Here is a 14977-nt window from a genome sequence, read left to right on the forward strand (position 1 = left end):
TGCCGCCTTGCGCGGGGTCGGATCGATGGATCCGACCCCGGCTTCCTCAACCGCCGCCGAGGCGGAAGGTCGGGTTGGAGAGTTCGCGCAGGAAGTGGTTGAAGATGCTCGGCTGCATGGCCAGCATGAAGATCACGCCGAACGCCGCGCCCGCCAGGTGCGCGCTGTGGTTGATGCGGTCGCCGCCGCGCTTGTCCATCCAGATGCTGTAGCCGACGTAGAACGCGGCATAGATGATCGCCGGTGCCGGGATGAAGAACACCAGGATGATCGACCACGGCTTGATCAGGATGAAGGCGAACAGCACCGCCGACACCGCCCCGGACGCTCCGAGGCTGAGGTAGTTCGGGTTCTTCTGGTTCTTCAGGTAGCTGGGCAGGATCGAGACCAGCAGCGCACCGATGTAGAACGCCGGGTAGGTCAGGTAGCTGCCGGTCAGCTGCACCATCACGCTCTCGATGAATCCCCCGAAGAAGAACAGGGTGATCATGTTGAAGATCAGGTGCGACCAGTCGGCGTGGATGAAGCCATAGGTCACCAGCCGGTCGTACTGGCGGTGACGGTCGATGGCGGGCGGCCACAGGATCAGGCGGTCGGCCAGCTTGCGGTTGTTGAACGCCATCCACGACAGGATGGCGGTGATGGCGATCAACAGCAGATTGACGGGGGTCATGTCAGGCTCAGGCGCTGCGGTAGTTGTCGACCATACGATAGCGTTTCGCGTACCAACCGAAGGCCAACGCCGCGACGAAGGCGAAGCCGGCGAAGAAGAACATCAGGAAGGCCGCCTCGCTCAGCCCTGTACCGGCGATCTGGTGGGTCACGGTGTCGTTGCGCACGGCGGCGTTGGACAGCAGCACCCACAGGTTGCCGATGGTGGTGGTCAGGTTCCAGAAGCTCATCACCACGCCCTTCATGGCCTGCGGCGCCTGGCTGTAGGCGAATTCCAGGCCGGTGGCCGAGACCAGCACCTCGCCGAAGGTCAGCAGCGCGTACGGCAGCATCTGCCAGAAGATCGACATGGCGTTGCCGCCGTCCATCACCACCTGGATGCCGCCGACCACGATCCAGGCCAGGCCGCTGAAGGCGATGCCGGCGGTCATGCGGCGCAGTGCGGTCGGCTCGAAGCCGAAGCGGCGCAGCGCCGGATACAGCACCAGGTTGTTGAACGGAATCAGGATCATCACCAGCAGCGGGTTCAGTGCCTGCATCTGCGAGGCGGTGAACCAGCTCGGCATCTGCATCTGCTGGCCCTGCAGCACCCAGGTCGAAGCCTTCTGGTCGAACAGCGAGAAGAACGGCGTGGTCAGCGCGAAGATCACCAGCACCCGCAGCACCGAGCGCACGCCCTCCACGGCTTCGGCCGGATGCTGGCCACGGGCACGGTCCAGCTGCAGCCAGGTGCCGCCGCCGATGCCGGCGAGGATGGCCACCAGCGCCAGGCACAGGCAGATCACGATGCCCAGCGAGCCGACCAGGGCGAACGAGGCCGCCGCCAGCACCAGGCCAAGCACGGCGATCACCAGGCCCGGGCGGCCCTGGCCGGCCACGCGTGCGGTCAGCGCCGTGCGCACCACGTTGGCGAACGAATGCGGATCCTTCGGCGGCAGCGGCACCAGCACGTAACGCTTGCGGCCCAGCCAGAACACGAAGGTGGCGATGAACATCAGGATGCCGGGGATGCCGAACGCCCACTGCGGGCCCCAGTTCTTCAGCACCAGCGGGATCAGCAGCGAGGCGAACAGCGAGCCGAAGTTGATGATCCAGTAGAAGGCGTCGAAGACGATCTTGGCCAGGTGCTTGTTGCTCTGGTCGAACTGGTCACCCATGAACGAAGCCACCAGCGGCTTGATGCCGCCGGCACCGAGCGCGATCAGGCCCAGGCCGAGGAAGAAGCCCTCGCGGCTGTTCTCGAATAGCGCCAGGCACAGGTGGCCGGCGCAGTAGACCAGGCTGAACCAGAGGATGGTGTGGTACTTGCCGAAGAACCGGTCGGCCAGCCAGCCACCGAGCAGCGGGAAGAAATACACGCCGATCATGAAGCTGTGCATGATGTCCTTGGCTTCACCGGCACGGCCTTCCGCAGTGATTTCCTGCAGCAGCAGCGAGGTGATCAGGAACTGCACCAGGATGTTGCGCATCCCGTAGAAACTGAACCGCTCGCAGGCCTCATTGCCGATGATGTACGGAATCTGGCGCGGCATCTTTCCTTGGCCGGCGATGGGGGCGACTGCGTCGTGGCTCATCCTGTAGGGCATTCCTGCAAAGCGAAAGGCGCAAGGTTACCGGAACCGGGGCGCGCCAGGCACGCTGCAGGGCTGCATGACAACGGTGCCAATCCGTGGCAGGCGATCCCGGCCCTGCCGGAAGTCACGGCACCTGCACGGCAAAAGCGTAAACTTATCGTTATGCGCCCCCTCGCCCACGCCCGCCTCCTGCTCAGCTGTTTCGCGCTGCTGCTGGCGTTGCAGGCACAGGCACGCCCGCAGGCCGCGGCCACCGCCGCCAGCGGCAACGGCGCACGGCAACTGACCGTGGCCGCACTGGAACTGCCCAGCCGTGACGATGCGCAGTGGAAGCAGCGCCGTGAGCAGGTCGCACAACTGCTGACCGAACTGCAGCCGGACGTGATCTCGGTGCAGCAGGTGCTGCAGCAGCAGGGCCGCAATCCGGCCTGCTGGCTGGCCAGCCGGCTGCGCTACAGCTGCGACTTCGTCACCGCCGATCCGCCCAGCCAGCCGCTGCGGCATGGCAACGCAATGCTGACCCGGCTACCGGTCAGCGAAGACGGGGTGACCCTGCTGCATCCTCCTGGCACCTTCAGCGCGGCCGGCATGATGCGGCTCAAGCTGGGCGAGGCGCTGGTCAATGTCTATGTGGCGCGGCTGCGTCCGGAGCCGGACGGGGCCACCGCCCGCCAGCACCAGACCAGCGACCTGATGACCTGGATCGGCGCCACCGCCGAAGGCATGCCCAGCCTGATCGCCGGCGACTTCTCTGCAGCGACCGTGGAACTGGTGCGCAGCACACCGGGATTTCAACCGGCCCGGCGCAATCCTGGCGGCCGGCCCGAGGTGGCCGCGGCCAATGGCGGGGGCAGCACCGGCCACGGACTGGATGTGCTGTTCCAGGTCAAGCATTTCGACGGGATCCGCCAGCAGCCGATCCTGCTGCCGGCCGACGGCGACCTGCCCGGGCTGCGCCTGGGCGTGATGGCGACCCTGCGCCTGCAGGGCGATACGGCCACCGCGGAATAGGTAGTGCCGGCCGCGGGCCGGCTCCCCCGGTACCGCACGGTTGCCGGCCAGCGGCCGGCACTACCGAACGACTGCTGCAACAGAAAAGGCCGGGGTCTCCCCCGGCCTTTTCCGTTCATCCCGTCACCGCGATCAGGCGATCGCTTCCTGGTAACGGCGCTCGACTTCGTTCCAGTCGATGACGTTGAAGAACGCGCCGATGTACTCCGGGCGGCGGTTCTGGTACTTCAGGTAGTACGCGTGTTCCCACACGTCCAGGCCGAGGATGGGGGTGTTGCCTTCCATCAGCGGGCTGTCCTGGTTGCCGGTGCTCTCGACCACGACCTTCTTGTCCGGGGTCACGCTCAGCCACGCCCAGCCGCTGCCGAAACGGGTCAGCGCGGCCTTGGTGAAGGCATCCTTGAACTTGTCGAAACCGCCCAGGTCCTTGTCGATGGCCTTGGCCACGTCGCCCACCGGGTTGCCGCCGGCATTGGGCGCCATCACGGTCCAGAACAGCGAGTGGTTGGCGTGGCCACCACCGTTGTTGCGCACCGGGCCCTGCAGGTTCTCCGGCAGCGACTTGAGCTTCTTCACCAGCTCTTCGACCGGCAGGTCAGCGTACTCGGTGCCTTCCAGCGCCGCGTTGACGTTGTTGATGTAGGTCTGGTGATGCTTGGTGTGATGGATTTCCATCGTCGCCGCGTCGATATGCGGCTCCAGCGCGTCGTAGGCGTAGGACAGCTTGGGCAGGGTGTAGGCCATGATGCATCTCCTGATTGCGAGGGCACCCGACGTTGTCGGGCGGTGCGCGGTGAATGATGGGGACAGACCGCAAGATTACCAAGGGGGATGTAAAGGAAATTGCGTCCTGCCAGTGAGTACGACGGCAATTGTTACGCAGCAGTGACGCGGCACCTCCTCATGCACCATGCAGCGCGCAGGCGCTACAGTGCATGCACCACCCTCGCCCGCCCCAGCCCATGCGCAACCCCCGGCTGCTGATCACCGCCATCGCCCTGCTGCTGCTCGGCCTGGTCGCCAACCATTTCCTGCAACGGCCACCGGCGCCGCAGTTTGCGCCTGACCTGCAGGGCACGCCCACCGCGCGCGCGCCCGCGCCCGCCTCGACCGGCGGGGCCAGCGGCCTGCCCGCGTTCCTGCCTGCCGAAGCACGCGCGACCATCGCCCTAATCCAGCGTGGCGGCCCCTTCCCCCACCGCCAGGACGGCAGCACCTTCGGCAACCGCGAGCAGCAGTTGCCGCAGCGGGCACGCGGCTACTACCGCGAATACACCGTCGACACCCCCGGCGCACGCACCCGTGGCACGCGCCGCATCGTCACCGGCGGCGATCCGCCGGAAGCGTGGTACTACACCGACGACCATTACGCGTCATTCCGCAGCTTCACCGTACCGGCCCAGGGAGCGCAGTGATGAGCCATGATGATTTCGGCCTCGGCCTGCATGACATCAACAATGCCGGCGTGTATGCCATCGACAGCGACGACATCGGCGCACTGGCCGCCGCGATGCGCGATGCCGGCCTGAAGGTGATCCGCATCGATCTGGAAAACGTCGCCGACAAGCGCACGCTGCTCGCCCGGTTGGCAGCGCAGCTGGATTTCCCCGCCGGTTTCGGCGGCAACTGGGATGCACTGTCGGACAATCTGCGCGACCTGCAATGGCTGCCGGCCGCCGGCTATGCGCTGTTCCTGGCCGACGTGGATGCACTGCGCGCCGGCGCAGCGAAGGACTTCGACACCCTGCTGGACGTGATGGACGAGACCAGCCGCGACTGGCTCGGCCGCGACGTGCCGTTCTGGGTGTTCCTGTCGCAGAGCGCGTAAGGGCAACGCCCTGATGGAGGCCGACCCTGGTCGGCATGGGCGTGCCCCCCCCATGCGTGGATGCGCCGTCCTAGCGGCTGCCGTTGTCTTCCTGCAGTTCCTTCTTGAACGGGATGTCCGGCGGCGGTCGTGCCACGGCCGGCTGGTCCTGCATGTTGGGGTTGGTCAGGCCACAGCCGCCACCGGCCTGCAGGATCGAAATGACGCAGGAGATCCTGGTGTTGGTGCCCGGCAATGGAATCTCCATGGCCTTGACCCCCTTGCGCACCCACTCGGCCAGCAACGATTCCTGCGGTACCCAGTACTTGTCGAACGAGGTCGGCGTGTAGTCGTACGGCGGGCGCTTCAGCCAGGTGCCGGACTGCGCGATGCGCTCCTTGCTCCAGCCATCGTTGGCACCACCGGGCGCGCCGCGCTCTGCATGGCCGTCGCCCTCCTGGCCGGGTACACGCACGCTGCCATCGGCATTGAACAGGCCATTGCCCCGGCCGGCGGCGCTTGCCTGGCGGGCACCGTCGCTGCTGCCCTCGCGGTTGCGGCTGGATGCCCCCCAGTCATCGCCCTTGGCAGGTGTCGCCCAGTTGCCGGGATCGGGGGCAGGACGCGCGCCTGCGCTTGCCGGCGTACTGCTGGAGGCCACCGGTCGCGTGCTGCGGCTCGCCTGCGCCGTGCTGCCCTCGGCCGCAGCGGCGGGTGTCGACGTGGCGCTGCCGCTGGAGACGGCGGGCGCCACGGCCGGTGCCGAGGGCACCTGACGTTCCCGTACCTGCACGTCGCGTCCGCTGGGCGCGCGTACGGCCGGCTCACGCCCGGCCACCGCCGCCATCCGCACCTGCGGATCGGCCACGGCCTGCACTTCGCGTTCGCGCACCTGCACGTCCCGCTGCGGCACGCGCACCTGCACTTCAGCGTTGCGCAGCGGTTGGAGCGCGACGGGCGCGTCAACCGTGCTGACTTCGCGTTCGCGCACCTGGATGTCACGCACCTGCGGTGCGCGCACGGCCAGCTCCGGGGTGCGCACTGCGGTCGGTGCCGGAGGCGCCTGCACCGGTTGAATGCTGCGCTCGCGCACGCTGGGCGTGCTGTCGCGCGGCACGACGCTGACCTCGGTGCGGGGCACGCTGACCGGCGGCACCACGAAATCCGTGCTGGCCTGCGCCACTTCGGTGGCCTGGATCGGAGAAGGCGGCGGCGCGGCAACCGGCGCCGGCTCGGCTTCTCGCCGGCGGCGGAACACTCGCGGCAGGTGCCGACGCGGGGGACGCGCTGGCGGCTTCGGCCGCCAGCGGGCGCGGCGCAGGCGCCGTCGCAGCGCCCGCCTCCTGCCCCGCCGCAACCTGACCGGCCGGTGCGGCCTCGGCGGCCTCGGCGCCCGGCTGGTCGCCGCCGCCCTCCTGCGTGGCGCGGCCGACGAATTCCACCTGCACGCGCTCGCCTTCGGTGCCCTCGTCCTGCGGCGCGCTGGTACGGATCACCGCCACCCACAGCAACAGCATGAAGAACAGCAGGTGCAGCAGCGCACTGGCCACTGCCGAGAGCCAGCGCATCCAGCGCTGGTCGCGCGGCGCGGCGTCCCAGTCCTGCCAGAACAAGCGACGCAGCGCCTGCCACGGCGACAGCTGCGGCGATTGACCGGGTGGCCCCGGCAACGGCCGGGGCAGCAATACCGCGATCACGTCGCGCGCGTGGTACGGCCGCGGCAGCGGCCCCAGCGAGCGCAGCCACAGCGCCCAGCCATACGGCAGGCGCGTGGTCTTCTCGAGGACGGCGCGGGGCTGCTGGCGCGCCAGCAGCAGATCGATGAGTTGCTCGGCCCGGGTCAGAGGCACGCGTCGGCGATCAGGCGACGTTGTCGCGCGGGATGTACGGCGCGTGGCCGCTGTCGTGGTCGGTCGCGTCGCGCACGGCGGTCACGCCGGGCACGCGGCCCATCAGCGTCTTTTCGATGCCCTGCTTCAGCGTCACATCGGCCATGCCACAGCCCTGGCAGCCACCGCCGAAGCGCAGCAGCACCACGCCATCGGCCGAGACTTCCTGCACGGCGACCTTGCCGCCATGCGAGGCCAGCTGCGGATTGACCTCGTTCTCCACCACCCAGTGCACGCGCTCGACCAGCGATGCCGCATCGCCGGGTGCTTCACCCTTGATGCGCGGCGCCTTGATGGTCAGCTGCTGGGTGCCGGCGGTGCCGGCGACGATGTCGATCTCGGCGCCATCAAGCCAGCCTACGCTGCCGGCATCGACATACAGGGTGAACCCATCGCAGTCCACCGCCCACTCGTCACCCAGAAGGTCGGTCGGTTCGGCGAATTCGAGCCGGGCGTCGGCGCGCGGCGTGCCGGGGTCGACCGCGCTCAGGCGCACGCCCATGCCGGGCACGCCCTCGCGTTCGATCAACTTGCGGAAGTGGGTCTGGGCAGTGTCGGAGATCTGGATCATCAGGCTATTCTAGCCAAGTAAGCGTCAGCCGCTCATTCGGTTTATACACCGTCCGGCGCATTGTTCAGTCAACACGAGGTGGAGATTCCCATGGCCGACCTGATTCCACTGGCCCAGGCCCGTTGCGTGCCGCGCAAAGGCAGCGACCACAAGCTCGGCGAAGCCCGCCTGGCCGAACTGCTGCCGCAGGTTCCCGGCTGGGAGCTGAGCGAGGGTGGCCAGGCCCTGTCGCGTACCTTCCGCTTCAAGGACTACTACGCCACCATGGCCTTCGTGAACGCGCTGGCCTGGATCGCCCACCGCGAGGACCACCACCCGGACCTGGGCGTGCACTACGACCGCGCGGTCGTGCGCTTCTCCACCCACGATGTGGGCGGGCTGAGCGAGAACGACTTCATCTGCGCGGCCAAGACTTCGGCCCTGACGGAGCAACTGCCATGAACGTACGTTTGCTGAGCCTGTCCCTGATCGCTGCGACCGGCCTGGCCGGCTGTGGCGCGTCCGAACCGCCGGCACCGCCACCGCCCGCGCCGACCGAAGTCGCAGCGGTGAAGACGCCGCCGCCGCAGTACCCGCTGGAACTGGCCTGCATGGGCGTGGGTGGCACCAGCACCTTCAAGGTGACCATCGGTACCGACGGCAAGCCGAGCGAGGTCGCCCTGCTCACCGGCGCCGGCAACCCGCAGCTGGACGAACTGGCCAGGACCGCGGTGCAGGGCTGGCAGTTCAAGGCCGCGACCCGCAACGGCCAGCCGGTACCGGCCACCATCCAGGTGCCGGTCAGCTTCAACCCGCCGCAGCCGAAGCCGGACCAGTGCTTCGCCATCGAAGAGCGCCTGCGCCGCGGCGGCTGATCGCGCGCACCCGACGAGGCCCGCCGACGCCCGCCTCGCCCCCGCCGCCCCGGCCCTGTCCGGGGCGGTTGTCTGTTGACCAGGACCGCGTCGGTAGATGCTGCAGATCCCCCCCGAAAACATCTGGATCGCACTGGCGGTCACGCTGGCCGCAGGCCTGGCCACCGCGATCGGCAGCCTGCTGGTGCTGTTCTCGCGCCGCCCCAGCCCGCGCCTGCTGGCGTTCGGCCTGGCCTTTGCCGGTGGCGCGATGGTCTATGTGTCGCTGTCGGAAATCCTCAACAAGTCCATTGCCTCGTTCGCCCTGGCCTATGGCGAGCGTACCGGCTTCACCTACGGCACCCTGGCCTTCCTGCTGGGCGTGATCGTGATCGTGCTGATCGACCACTTCATCCCCAACCCGCATGACAGCCTGGACAAGCAGGATCCCGCGTTCCGCGAGAACAGCCGCGAGTACCTCAAGCGCGTTGCCCTGCTGACCTCGATCGCGATCACCGCGCACAATTTCCCGGAGGGCCTGGCGACGTTCTTTGCGACGCTGGAAAGCCCGTCGGTGGGCATGCCGCTGGCCTTCGCCATCGCCATCCACAACATTCCCGAGGGCATCGCGATCGCGGTGCCGGTGTATTTCGCCACCCAGAACAAGGCCTATGCGTTCACCGCCAGCCTGCTGTCGGGCCTGGCCGAGCCGATCGGCGCAGCGATCGGCTACCTGCTGCTGTCCGGATCGCTGTCGCACGCCACGTTCGGCTGGGTGTTCGGCCTGATCGCCGGCGTGATGGTGTTCCTGGCGCTGGACGAGCTGCTGCCGGCGGCCAAGCGCTATGCCAAGGGCCACGAAACCGTATACGGCCTGGTGGCCGGCATGGGCACCCTGGCAATCAGCCTGGTGCTGTTCAAGTGGTGAACGACCCAGAGGGGCGCATCCACGCATGGCGTGGATCTACCCAAACAAGGTAGCGGCCGGGCCTGCCCCGGCGCTACCCGGTCATTGTCAGCGCAGGCGGTCCAGCGCCTCGACCAGCTCATCCGCCAGCGGCGCGTTCAGCACATACGGGCTCTTGCCGTCATCCAGCGCGAACTCCAGCGATGCCGCGTGCAGGAACAGGCGCTTCAGCCCGATCTGCTCGCGAAGCCGCTTGTTGACTGCAGGATCGCCGTACTTGTCATCGCCGGCCACCGGATGCCCCAGATGCTGGGCATGCACGCGGATCTGGTGGGTCCGGCCGGTCTCGATGCGCACCTCGCAGTACGAATGGCCGCCGCGGCGCTCCAGCACCCGGAAGTGACTGATCGATTCCTTGCCGATGGCGTTGACCTGCACATGGCGTTCGCCGCCCTGGCGCAGGCCCACGTGCAGCGGCGCGTCGACGGTCATCACCCCGTCGGGCATGCGCCCGGCCAGCAGGGTCAGGTAGCGCTTGCGGATGCCGGCGCCGTGGTCTTCACGCAGCAGCGCCTGCAGTTCGCTCAGCGCCGAGCGCTTCTTGGCCACGATCAGCAGGCCCGAAGTGTCGCGATCCAGCCGGTGGACCAGTTCCAGGGTCTGCCCGGGACGCAACGCGCGCAGGGTCTCGATCGCGCCGAAGCTGATGCCACTGCCACCATGGCTGGCCACCCCCGAGGGCTTGTTCAGGGCCAGCAGGCGCGCGTCCTCGAACACGATGGCCTGCTCCAGGCGGCGCATGAACGCCTCGGGCGGACCGGCCTTGTCTCCCTCCTCACTGAGACGGACCGGCGGCACGCGCACCTCGTCACCGGCCTCCAGCTTGCGCTCGGCCTTGGCGCGGCCGCCGTTGACCCGCACCTGACCACTGCGCACCAGCTTGTACACCAGGCTGCGCGGGGCGCCCTTCAGCTGGCCGAGCAGGAAGTTGTCCAGGCGCTGGCCGGCGCGGTCGGCGGGAACGGTGATCATGCGCACGGAAGGCTTGTCGCCAGCGGGCTTGGTGGGGTCTTGGGCGGTCATCAGGCTGTTTATTCTGTTACACTCGGGGGGCGAGATAAGGGATTGATTTCGTTGGAAGTTACTCAGGGCCAGAAGCCCAGCTTCCGACGAATCCGGCACAGTGCGCGACCACCGCCCGCGGGGCGGCCATGTTAGCGGCTCACCGGCCTTCCCGGCCATCGCCGGATGCCTGACACGCAACCGTGCTGAACATGTCCCGCGTGGCGCTCCAGCCTGGCTGACAGCTGCCTGCGGCCCTGCAACACCCAAAAACCATAAGAGTGAAGCGCTCCCGCGGCCTGCCGTGGTGTCGTAGCGCTGGAAACCCAAGCCGCCCTCCCCGCGCTTGCGCGAATGGGCGGCGAGCCGTGTCCAGAGGCGAAACCCCATGGCGTTCCGCGCGGTAGCCGCTTGCGAGGAACGCAACAATGAAGCGAATGCTGATCAACGCCACGCAGGCTGAAGAGCTGCGTGTTGCCATCGTGGATGGCCAGTCGTTGTATGACATCGACATCGAACAGCCGTCGAAGGAACAGAAGAAGTCCAACATCTACAAGGGCCGGATCTTCCGCATCGAGCCCTCGCTGGAAGCGGCCTTCGTCGAGTACGGCGGTGGCCGCCATGGCTTCCTGCCGCTGAAGGAAATCTCCCGCGACTACTTCCAGGCCGGTGTCGACCACAACAAGGCCGGCATCCGCGAGCTGCTGAAGGAAGGCCAGGAGATCGTCGTCCAGGTCGACAAGGAAGAGCGTGGCAACAAGGGCGCCGCCCTGACCACGTTCATTTCGCTGGCCGGCCGCTACATGGTGCTGATGCCGAACTCGCCCAGCGCCGGCGGCGTGTCGCGCCGCATCGAGGGCGAAGACCGGGCCGCGCTGAAGGACGCCCTGGACAAGCTGAACATCCCTGACGACATGGGCGTGATCATCCGTACCGCCGGCGTCGGCCGCGATGCGGAAGAACTGCAGTGGGACCTGGACTACCTGCTCAATGTCTGGCGTGCCATCGCCGAAGCCGCACTGAGCAAGCCGGCCCCGTTCCTGATCTACCAGGAATCGCGCCTGATCGTGCGCGCCCTGCGTGACTACCTGCGCGCCGACATCGGCGAGATCCTGGTGGACACCGAGGAGATGTACGAGCACGCCCGCGAGTTCATGCAGCAGGTGATGCCGCAGACCCTGCGCAAGCTCAAGCACTACAAGGACGACATCCCGCTGTTCAACCGCTTCCAGATCGAATCGCAGATCGAAGGCGCCTACGAGCGCAACGTGCGCCTGCCGTCGGGCGGCTCGATCGTGGTCGACCAGACCGAAGCGCTGACCGCAGTCGACGTGAACTCCTCGCGCGCCACCAAGGGCAGCGACATCGAGGACACCGCCTTCCAGACCAACCTGGAAGCGGCCGAGGAAGTGGCCCGCCAGCTGCGCCTGCGCGACCTGGGCGGCCTGGTGGTGATCGACTTCATCGACATGGCCTCCAACAAGCACCAGCGCGAGGTCGAGAACCGCCTGGCCAACGCGCTGAAGTACGACCGGGCCCGCGTCCAGGTCGGCCGCATCTCGCGCTTCGGCCTGCTGGAAATGAGCCGCCAGCGCCTGCGCCCGAGCCTGGGTGAATCCAGCCAGATCGTCTGCCCGCGCTGCGACGGCCACGGCCGCATGCGCAGTGTCGAGTCGCTGTCGCTGTCGATCATCCGCGTCGCCGAAGAGCATGCGATGAAGGAGAACACTGGGCAGGTGCTGGTCCAGGCCCCGGTGGAGATCGCCAATTACCTGCTGAACGAGAAGCGCAGCGCGCTGCGCGAGATCGAGCAGCGCCACGAGGCGCCGATCGTGATCGTCGCCGACGAGCAGCTGCATACCCCGCACTACACCGTCACCCGCCTGCGCGAGAACGAGCTGGGTGAAGAGAGCAGCAAGCCCAGCTACCAGCGCGGCACCCCGCGCAAGCTGCCGGTGCACGCCCTGACCAAGGGCCAGCTGAACATCCCGCCGCCGGCGGTGACCCAGGTCAAGCACACCTCGCCCGCCCCGGTGCGCGAGGAGGTTGAACCGGCCAAGGCAGCTCCGGCTCCGGTCGTCGCCGCACCGGCGGCACCCGCCCCCAGCGGCGGCGTGATTGGTTGGCTCAAGCGCGTGTTCGGTGGCGAGCCGGCCCCGGCGCCGGCACCGGTGGCTCCGGCCGCCCGCCAGCAGCAGGACGGCGGCCGCAAGGACCGCCACAAGGATCGCAACAAGGACCGCAAGGACCGTCGCGACGACACGCGTGGCAATGGCGGCAACGGCAACGCGCAGCCGCAGAAGGACGGCGGCAACCGCAAGGACCGCGGTGAGCAGCGCAAGGACGGCCGTAACGGCAATACCCAGCAGCCGCAGCAGCAGGGCAAGCAGAAGGAGCCGCAGCAGCAGAACAAGCCGCGCAACGACCAGCAGGGCCAGAACCAGAACCAGAACCAGCAGCCGAAGCTGAAGCAGCCCAAGCAGCCGCGCCAGCAGCAGGAAGGTGACAAGCCGGCCGAGAAGCCGCAGCGCGGCGGCGTCGAGGCACCGGCGGAGAGCGTGACCGCGGCGGCAGCCGTGGCCGCGACGACCATCGCCACCAATGCGGTGACCGCGCAGGAAGCGACCGCGCCGGTGGCGCCGGTGGCTCCGGCAGCGGCCGCTCCGGCGGACGCCGCCGCATTGGCCGACACCGCTGCCAACGCCGGCAGCGAGGCCGAAGCCGTTGCGGTGACCGGTGACGAGACGGTGGCTGACACCCATGGCGAACAGAACGGTGAAGGCGCGACCCGCCGCCGCCGCGGCCGTCGTGGTGGCCGTCGCCGTCGCCGTGGTGGTGCTGAGAACACGGCCGGCAGCGATAGCCTGGGCGATGACCAGGACGACGCTGACGACGGTGATGACGCCGAGGGTGCCGAACCGAACCTCGACAACGGTGCGGGTGCTGCTTCGGCCGCGTCTGCACAGCCGACCCGCTCGCAGCCGGAATTCGACTTCGATGACGACGTCGAGCCGACCGCCTCCGACGCCGGGAAGCCGGTCCGCGCCGCTGCCGCCGTTGCCGCTGCGCCGGTCGCGGTGGTGAGCAGCGCGGTGGTGGAAACCGCTGCACAGGCCGTGGCCGAGGTGCAGGCCCCGGTCGACAGCGCCGCCAAGGCCGAACCGGCATCGCCGGTGCAGACCAGCATGCTCGATGCCATCGACGCTGCGACTCCGGCCCAGCCGTTGGCCGCTGCGGCGCCGGTGATCGAAGCCAAGCCGGTCGTGGTTGAAACCGCGCCAGTGGCTGAAGCCGCGCCGGTCATCGAAGCGACGCCGGCAGCGGTCGAGGCTGCGCCGGTCGTGGAATCGAAGCCGCAGATCGCTGAAGCCGCTCCGGCGGTCGAAGCGCCGCCGGTGGCCGTTGCGGCTGCGCCGGCGGTCGAGGCCAAGCCGGTTGTCGAGCCGGTCGGGGTCGCCGAACAGCCGGTGGCTCCGGTGGCAGTTGAAGCCGCGCCGGTGGACGCTGCGGCGCCGGTCGCCGATGCGGTGGTGACGCCGTCGGTCGATCCGGTCGCCGATGGTCACGCCGATGCCGCCGCCCAGGCGGCCGAGGCCAAGGCCGACGAAGAAGACGAAGAAGCCGCCAAGCGCACGCCGCCGGCGAACTGATCGCGGTTTGATCGCGTAAAACGAAACGGCGGGGATCGATGATCCCCGCCGTTTCCGTTTGTGGCCCTGGTCGTATCCCACCCACCCGGGTTGGCACCGACCACAGCACCCTGCGTCAGGGCTTCGGCGCGAACTGCAGGCGCGTCCACACGCCGTAATGGTCCGAGGCCCAGCGACCGCTGTCATCAGGCTGGTCGAACAGGAGCTTCGCTTCGCGCGCGACCATCCGGTCCTGCTGGAAGAAGATGTGGTCGATCCGCGACGGCGCCTGGTAATAGTGCCGGTTCAAGGTACTGACCCCGGCCAGGTCGGTGTTGACGTGCACGCTGCCGTAGCTGTCACCGTAGTGGCTGCGCAGCTCGCTCAGGTCGCCGGCATCCACCAGCGCGTTGAAGTCGCCTGCAATCACTACCGGTGCCCCGGCTGACGTGGCGGTGATGAAGCGCAGCAGATCCTCGACCTGTGCGCGGCGGATGCGTTGGCCGCTTTCGTCATTGCGTTCGTTGAGATGGGTGGCATAGACGTTGACCGCCTTGCCGTCCACATCGATGCGCAGATGGGCAACGGTGCGGTAGTCTTCCCGCGGCTGCAGCAGGTGCTCGCCCTGGGCCAGGACCGGGCGCCGGCTCAGCAACGCATTGCCATAGCGCTTCGGTGCACCCACCGTATCGGTGGAGACGAAGATGTACCTGTAGCCGAGCTGGCTGGCCAGCCACTGCGCCTGGTTGCGCACGTTGCGGCGCTGGATCACCTCCTGCAGGGCGATGGCATCGGGCTGCAGGCGCTTGAGTTCGGCCAGGATCGTGCGGCGGCGGCTCGGCCAGTCCTCACGGTCATGATGCAGGTTGAAGGTCACCATGCTCATGCCGGGCGCGTTGGCGGCCTCGGCCGCCGTGGCCGCCTGCGGCCCGGCCGCCAGGACCAGTCCCGGCAGCGCCAATGCAACCGCCAGCCCCAGGGCGCGCATCGTCGTGCGCGACCTTGTTCCCTGCTGCTTCATG

General features: G+C 68.2%; 13 protein-coding genes and 1 pseudogene. 7 read left to right on the forward strand and 7 right to left on the reverse strand.

Features of this window, described 5'->3' with window-relative positions:
• Positions 1 to 46 precede the first annotated feature (46 nt).
• Positions 47 to 673, reverse strand: a complete 627-nt coding sequence (locus NSQ78_RS14555) for a rhomboid family intramembrane serine protease (RefSeq protein ID WP_014037807.1) — start codon at positions 671 to 673, stop codon at positions 47 to 49.
• A 7-nt stretch (positions 674 to 680) separates the two neighbouring features.
• The gene (locus NSQ78_RS14560) at positions 681 to 2246 is read right to left on the reverse strand and encodes an oligopeptide:H+ symporter (RefSeq protein WP_049466817.1); all 1566 of its coding nucleotides are present in this window, start codon (positions 2244 to 2246) and stop codon (positions 681 to 683) included.
• Positions 2247 to 2408: 162 nt separating this feature from the next.
• On the opposite strand from NSQ78_RS14560, the gene NSQ78_RS14565 reads away from it, so the two are divergent.
• Positions 2409 to 3257, forward strand: a complete 849-nt coding sequence (locus NSQ78_RS14565; RefSeq protein WP_064238871.1) for an endonuclease/exonuclease/phosphatase family protein — start codon at positions 2409 to 2411, stop codon at positions 3255 to 3257.
• A gap of 132 nt (positions 3258 to 3389) precedes the next feature.
• On the opposite strand, the gene NSQ78_RS14570 is transcribed toward NSQ78_RS14565, so the two are convergent.
• Entirely contained in the window at positions 3390 to 4001 is a 612-nt protein-coding gene (locus NSQ78_RS14570; RefSeq protein ID WP_005410310.1) for a superoxide dismutase, read from the reverse strand.
• Between the two features lie 218 nt (positions 4002 to 4219).
• On the opposite strand from NSQ78_RS14570, the gene NSQ78_RS14575 reads away from it, so the two are divergent.
• Positions 4220 to 4672 carry a ribonuclease domain-containing protein gene (locus NSQ78_RS14575; RefSeq protein ID WP_053460861.1) on the forward strand — a complete coding sequence of 151 codons (453 nt, stop codon included), beginning with the start codon at positions 4220 to 4222 and terminating at the stop codon, positions 4670 to 4672.
• Positions 4672 to 5085, forward strand: a complete 414-nt coding sequence (locus NSQ78_RS14580) for a barstar family protein (protein WP_049466827.1) — start codon at positions 4672 to 4674, stop codon at positions 5083 to 5085. The genes NSQ78_RS14575 and NSQ78_RS14580 overlap by 1 nt, the downstream gene beginning before the upstream one ends.
• A gap of 70 nt (positions 5086 to 5155) precedes the next feature.
• On the opposite strand, the pseudogene NSQ78_RS14585 reads toward NSQ78_RS14580, so the two are convergent.
• Together NSQ78_RS14585 and NSQ78_RS14590 are read right to left on the reverse strand one after the other, a co-directional pair.
• Positions 5156 to 6914 (reverse strand): annotated as a pseudogene (locus tag NSQ78_RS14585) (hypothetical protein).
• Between the two features lie 10 nt (positions 6915 to 6924).
• On the reverse strand, positions 6925 to 7524 hold the full coding sequence (locus NSQ78_RS14590; RefSeq protein WP_053460863.1) for an NfuA family Fe-S biogenesis protein: 600 nt from the start codon (positions 7522 to 7524) through the stop codon (positions 6925 to 6927).
• 90 nt (positions 7525 to 7614) lie between these two features.
• Here NSQ78_RS14590 and NSQ78_RS14595 point away from each other — a divergent pair, with 90 nt between their 5' ends.
• From NSQ78_RS14595 to zupT, 3 genes are all read left to right on the forward strand, one after another.
• Positions 7615 to 7965: a 4a-hydroxytetrahydrobiopterin dehydratase gene (locus NSQ78_RS14595; RefSeq protein ID WP_049466833.1), complete on the forward strand. Its 351-nt coding sequence runs from the start codon at positions 7615 to 7617 to the stop codon at positions 7963 to 7965.
• Positions 7962 to 8378 carry an energy transducer TonB gene (locus NSQ78_RS14600; RefSeq protein ID WP_049466835.1) on the forward strand — a complete coding sequence of 139 codons (417 nt, stop codon included), beginning with the start codon at positions 7962 to 7964 and terminating at the stop codon, positions 8376 to 8378. Before NSQ78_RS14595 ends, NSQ78_RS14600 begins: the two co-directional genes overlap by 4 nt.
• Before the next feature lie 97 nt (positions 8379 to 8475).
• The gene (gene zupT, locus NSQ78_RS14605; RefSeq protein ID WP_064238873.1) at positions 8476 to 9285 is read left to right on the forward strand and encodes a zinc transporter ZupT; all 810 of its coding nucleotides are present in this window, start codon (positions 8476 to 8478) and stop codon (positions 9283 to 9285) included.
• A gap of 87 nt (positions 9286 to 9372) precedes the next feature.
• On the opposite strand, the gene NSQ78_RS14610 is transcribed toward zupT, so the two are convergent.
• Positions 9373 to 10347 carry an RluA family pseudouridine synthase gene (locus NSQ78_RS14610; protein WP_031269982.1) on the reverse strand — a complete coding sequence of 325 codons (975 nt, stop codon included), beginning with the start codon at positions 10345 to 10347 and terminating at the stop codon, positions 9373 to 9375.
• A gap of 407 nt (positions 10348 to 10754) precedes the next feature.
• Between NSQ78_RS14610 and rne the strand changes: the two genes are divergently transcribed.
• Positions 10755 to 13976, forward strand: a complete 3222-nt coding sequence (rne, locus tag NSQ78_RS14615) for a ribonuclease E (protein ID WP_064238874.1) — start codon at positions 10755 to 10757, stop codon at positions 13974 to 13976.
• Positions 13977 to 14091: 115 nt separating this feature from the next.
• On the opposite strand, the gene NSQ78_RS14620 is transcribed toward rne, so the two are convergent.
• Positions 14092 to 14976 (reverse strand): endonuclease/exonuclease/phosphatase family protein, encoded by an 885-nt coding sequence (locus NSQ78_RS14620; protein ID WP_064238875.1) that lies wholly within the window; start codon positions 14974 to 14976, stop codon positions 14092 to 14094.
• Position 14977: the final 1 nt, after the last annotated feature.

Origin of the sequence: Stenotrophomonas sp. FSL W7-1447 (assembly GCF_037966425.1) — a bacterium.
In the GTDB taxonomy this organism is placed as follows: Bacteria; Pseudomonadota; Gammaproteobacteria; order Xanthomonadales; family Xanthomonadaceae; genus Stenotrophomonas; species Stenotrophomonas pavanii.

Excerpts from the sequence above, each read along its gene's own strand:
- NSQ78_RS14555 (WP_014037807.1), bottom strand. The coding sequence starts at position 673 with ATGACCCCCGTCAATCTGCTGTTGATCGCCATCACCGCCATCCTGTCG.
- NSQ78_RS14560 (WP_049466817.1), bottom strand. The coding sequence starts at position 2,246 with ATGAGCCACGACGCAGTCGCCCCCATCGCCGGCCAAGGAAAGATGCCG.
- NSQ78_RS14565 (WP_064238871.1), top strand. The coding sequence starts at position 2,409 with ATGCGCCCCCTCGCCCACGCCCGCCTCCTGCTCAGCTGTTTCGCGCTG.
- NSQ78_RS14570 (WP_005410310.1), bottom strand. The coding sequence starts at position 4,001 with ATGGCCTACACCCTGCCCAAGCTGTCCTACGCCTACGACGCGCTGGAG.
- NSQ78_RS14575 (WP_053460861.1), top strand. The coding sequence starts at position 4,220 with ATGCGCAACCCCCGGCTGCTGATCACCGCCATCGCCCTGCTGCTGCTC.
- NSQ78_RS14580 (WP_049466827.1), top strand. The coding sequence starts at position 4,672 with ATGAGCCATGATGATTTCGGCCTCGGCCTGCATGACATCAACAATGCC.
- NSQ78_RS14590 (WP_053460863.1), bottom strand. The coding sequence starts at position 7,524 with ATGATCCAGATCTCCGACACTGCCCAGACCCACTTCCGCAAGTTGATC.
- NSQ78_RS14595 (WP_049466833.1), top strand. The coding sequence starts at position 7,615 with ATGGCCGACCTGATTCCACTGGCCCAGGCCCGTTGCGTGCCGCGCAAA.
- NSQ78_RS14600 (WP_049466835.1), top strand. The coding sequence starts at position 7,962 with ATGAACGTACGTTTGCTGAGCCTGTCCCTGATCGCTGCGACCGGCCTG.
- zupT (WP_064238873.1), top strand. The coding sequence starts at position 8,476 with ATGCTGCAGATCCCCCCCGAAAACATCTGGATCGCACTGGCGGTCACG.
- NSQ78_RS14610 (WP_031269982.1), bottom strand. The coding sequence starts at position 10,347 with ATGACCGCCCAAGACCCCACCAAGCCCGCTGGCGACAAGCCTTCCGTG.
- rne (WP_064238874.1), top strand. The coding sequence starts at position 10,755 with ATGAAGCGAATGCTGATCAACGCCACGCAGGCTGAAGAGCTGCGTGTT.
- NSQ78_RS14620 (WP_064238875.1), bottom strand. The coding sequence starts at position 14,976 with ATGAAGCAGCAGGGAACAAGGTCGCGCACGACGATGCGCGCCCTGGGG.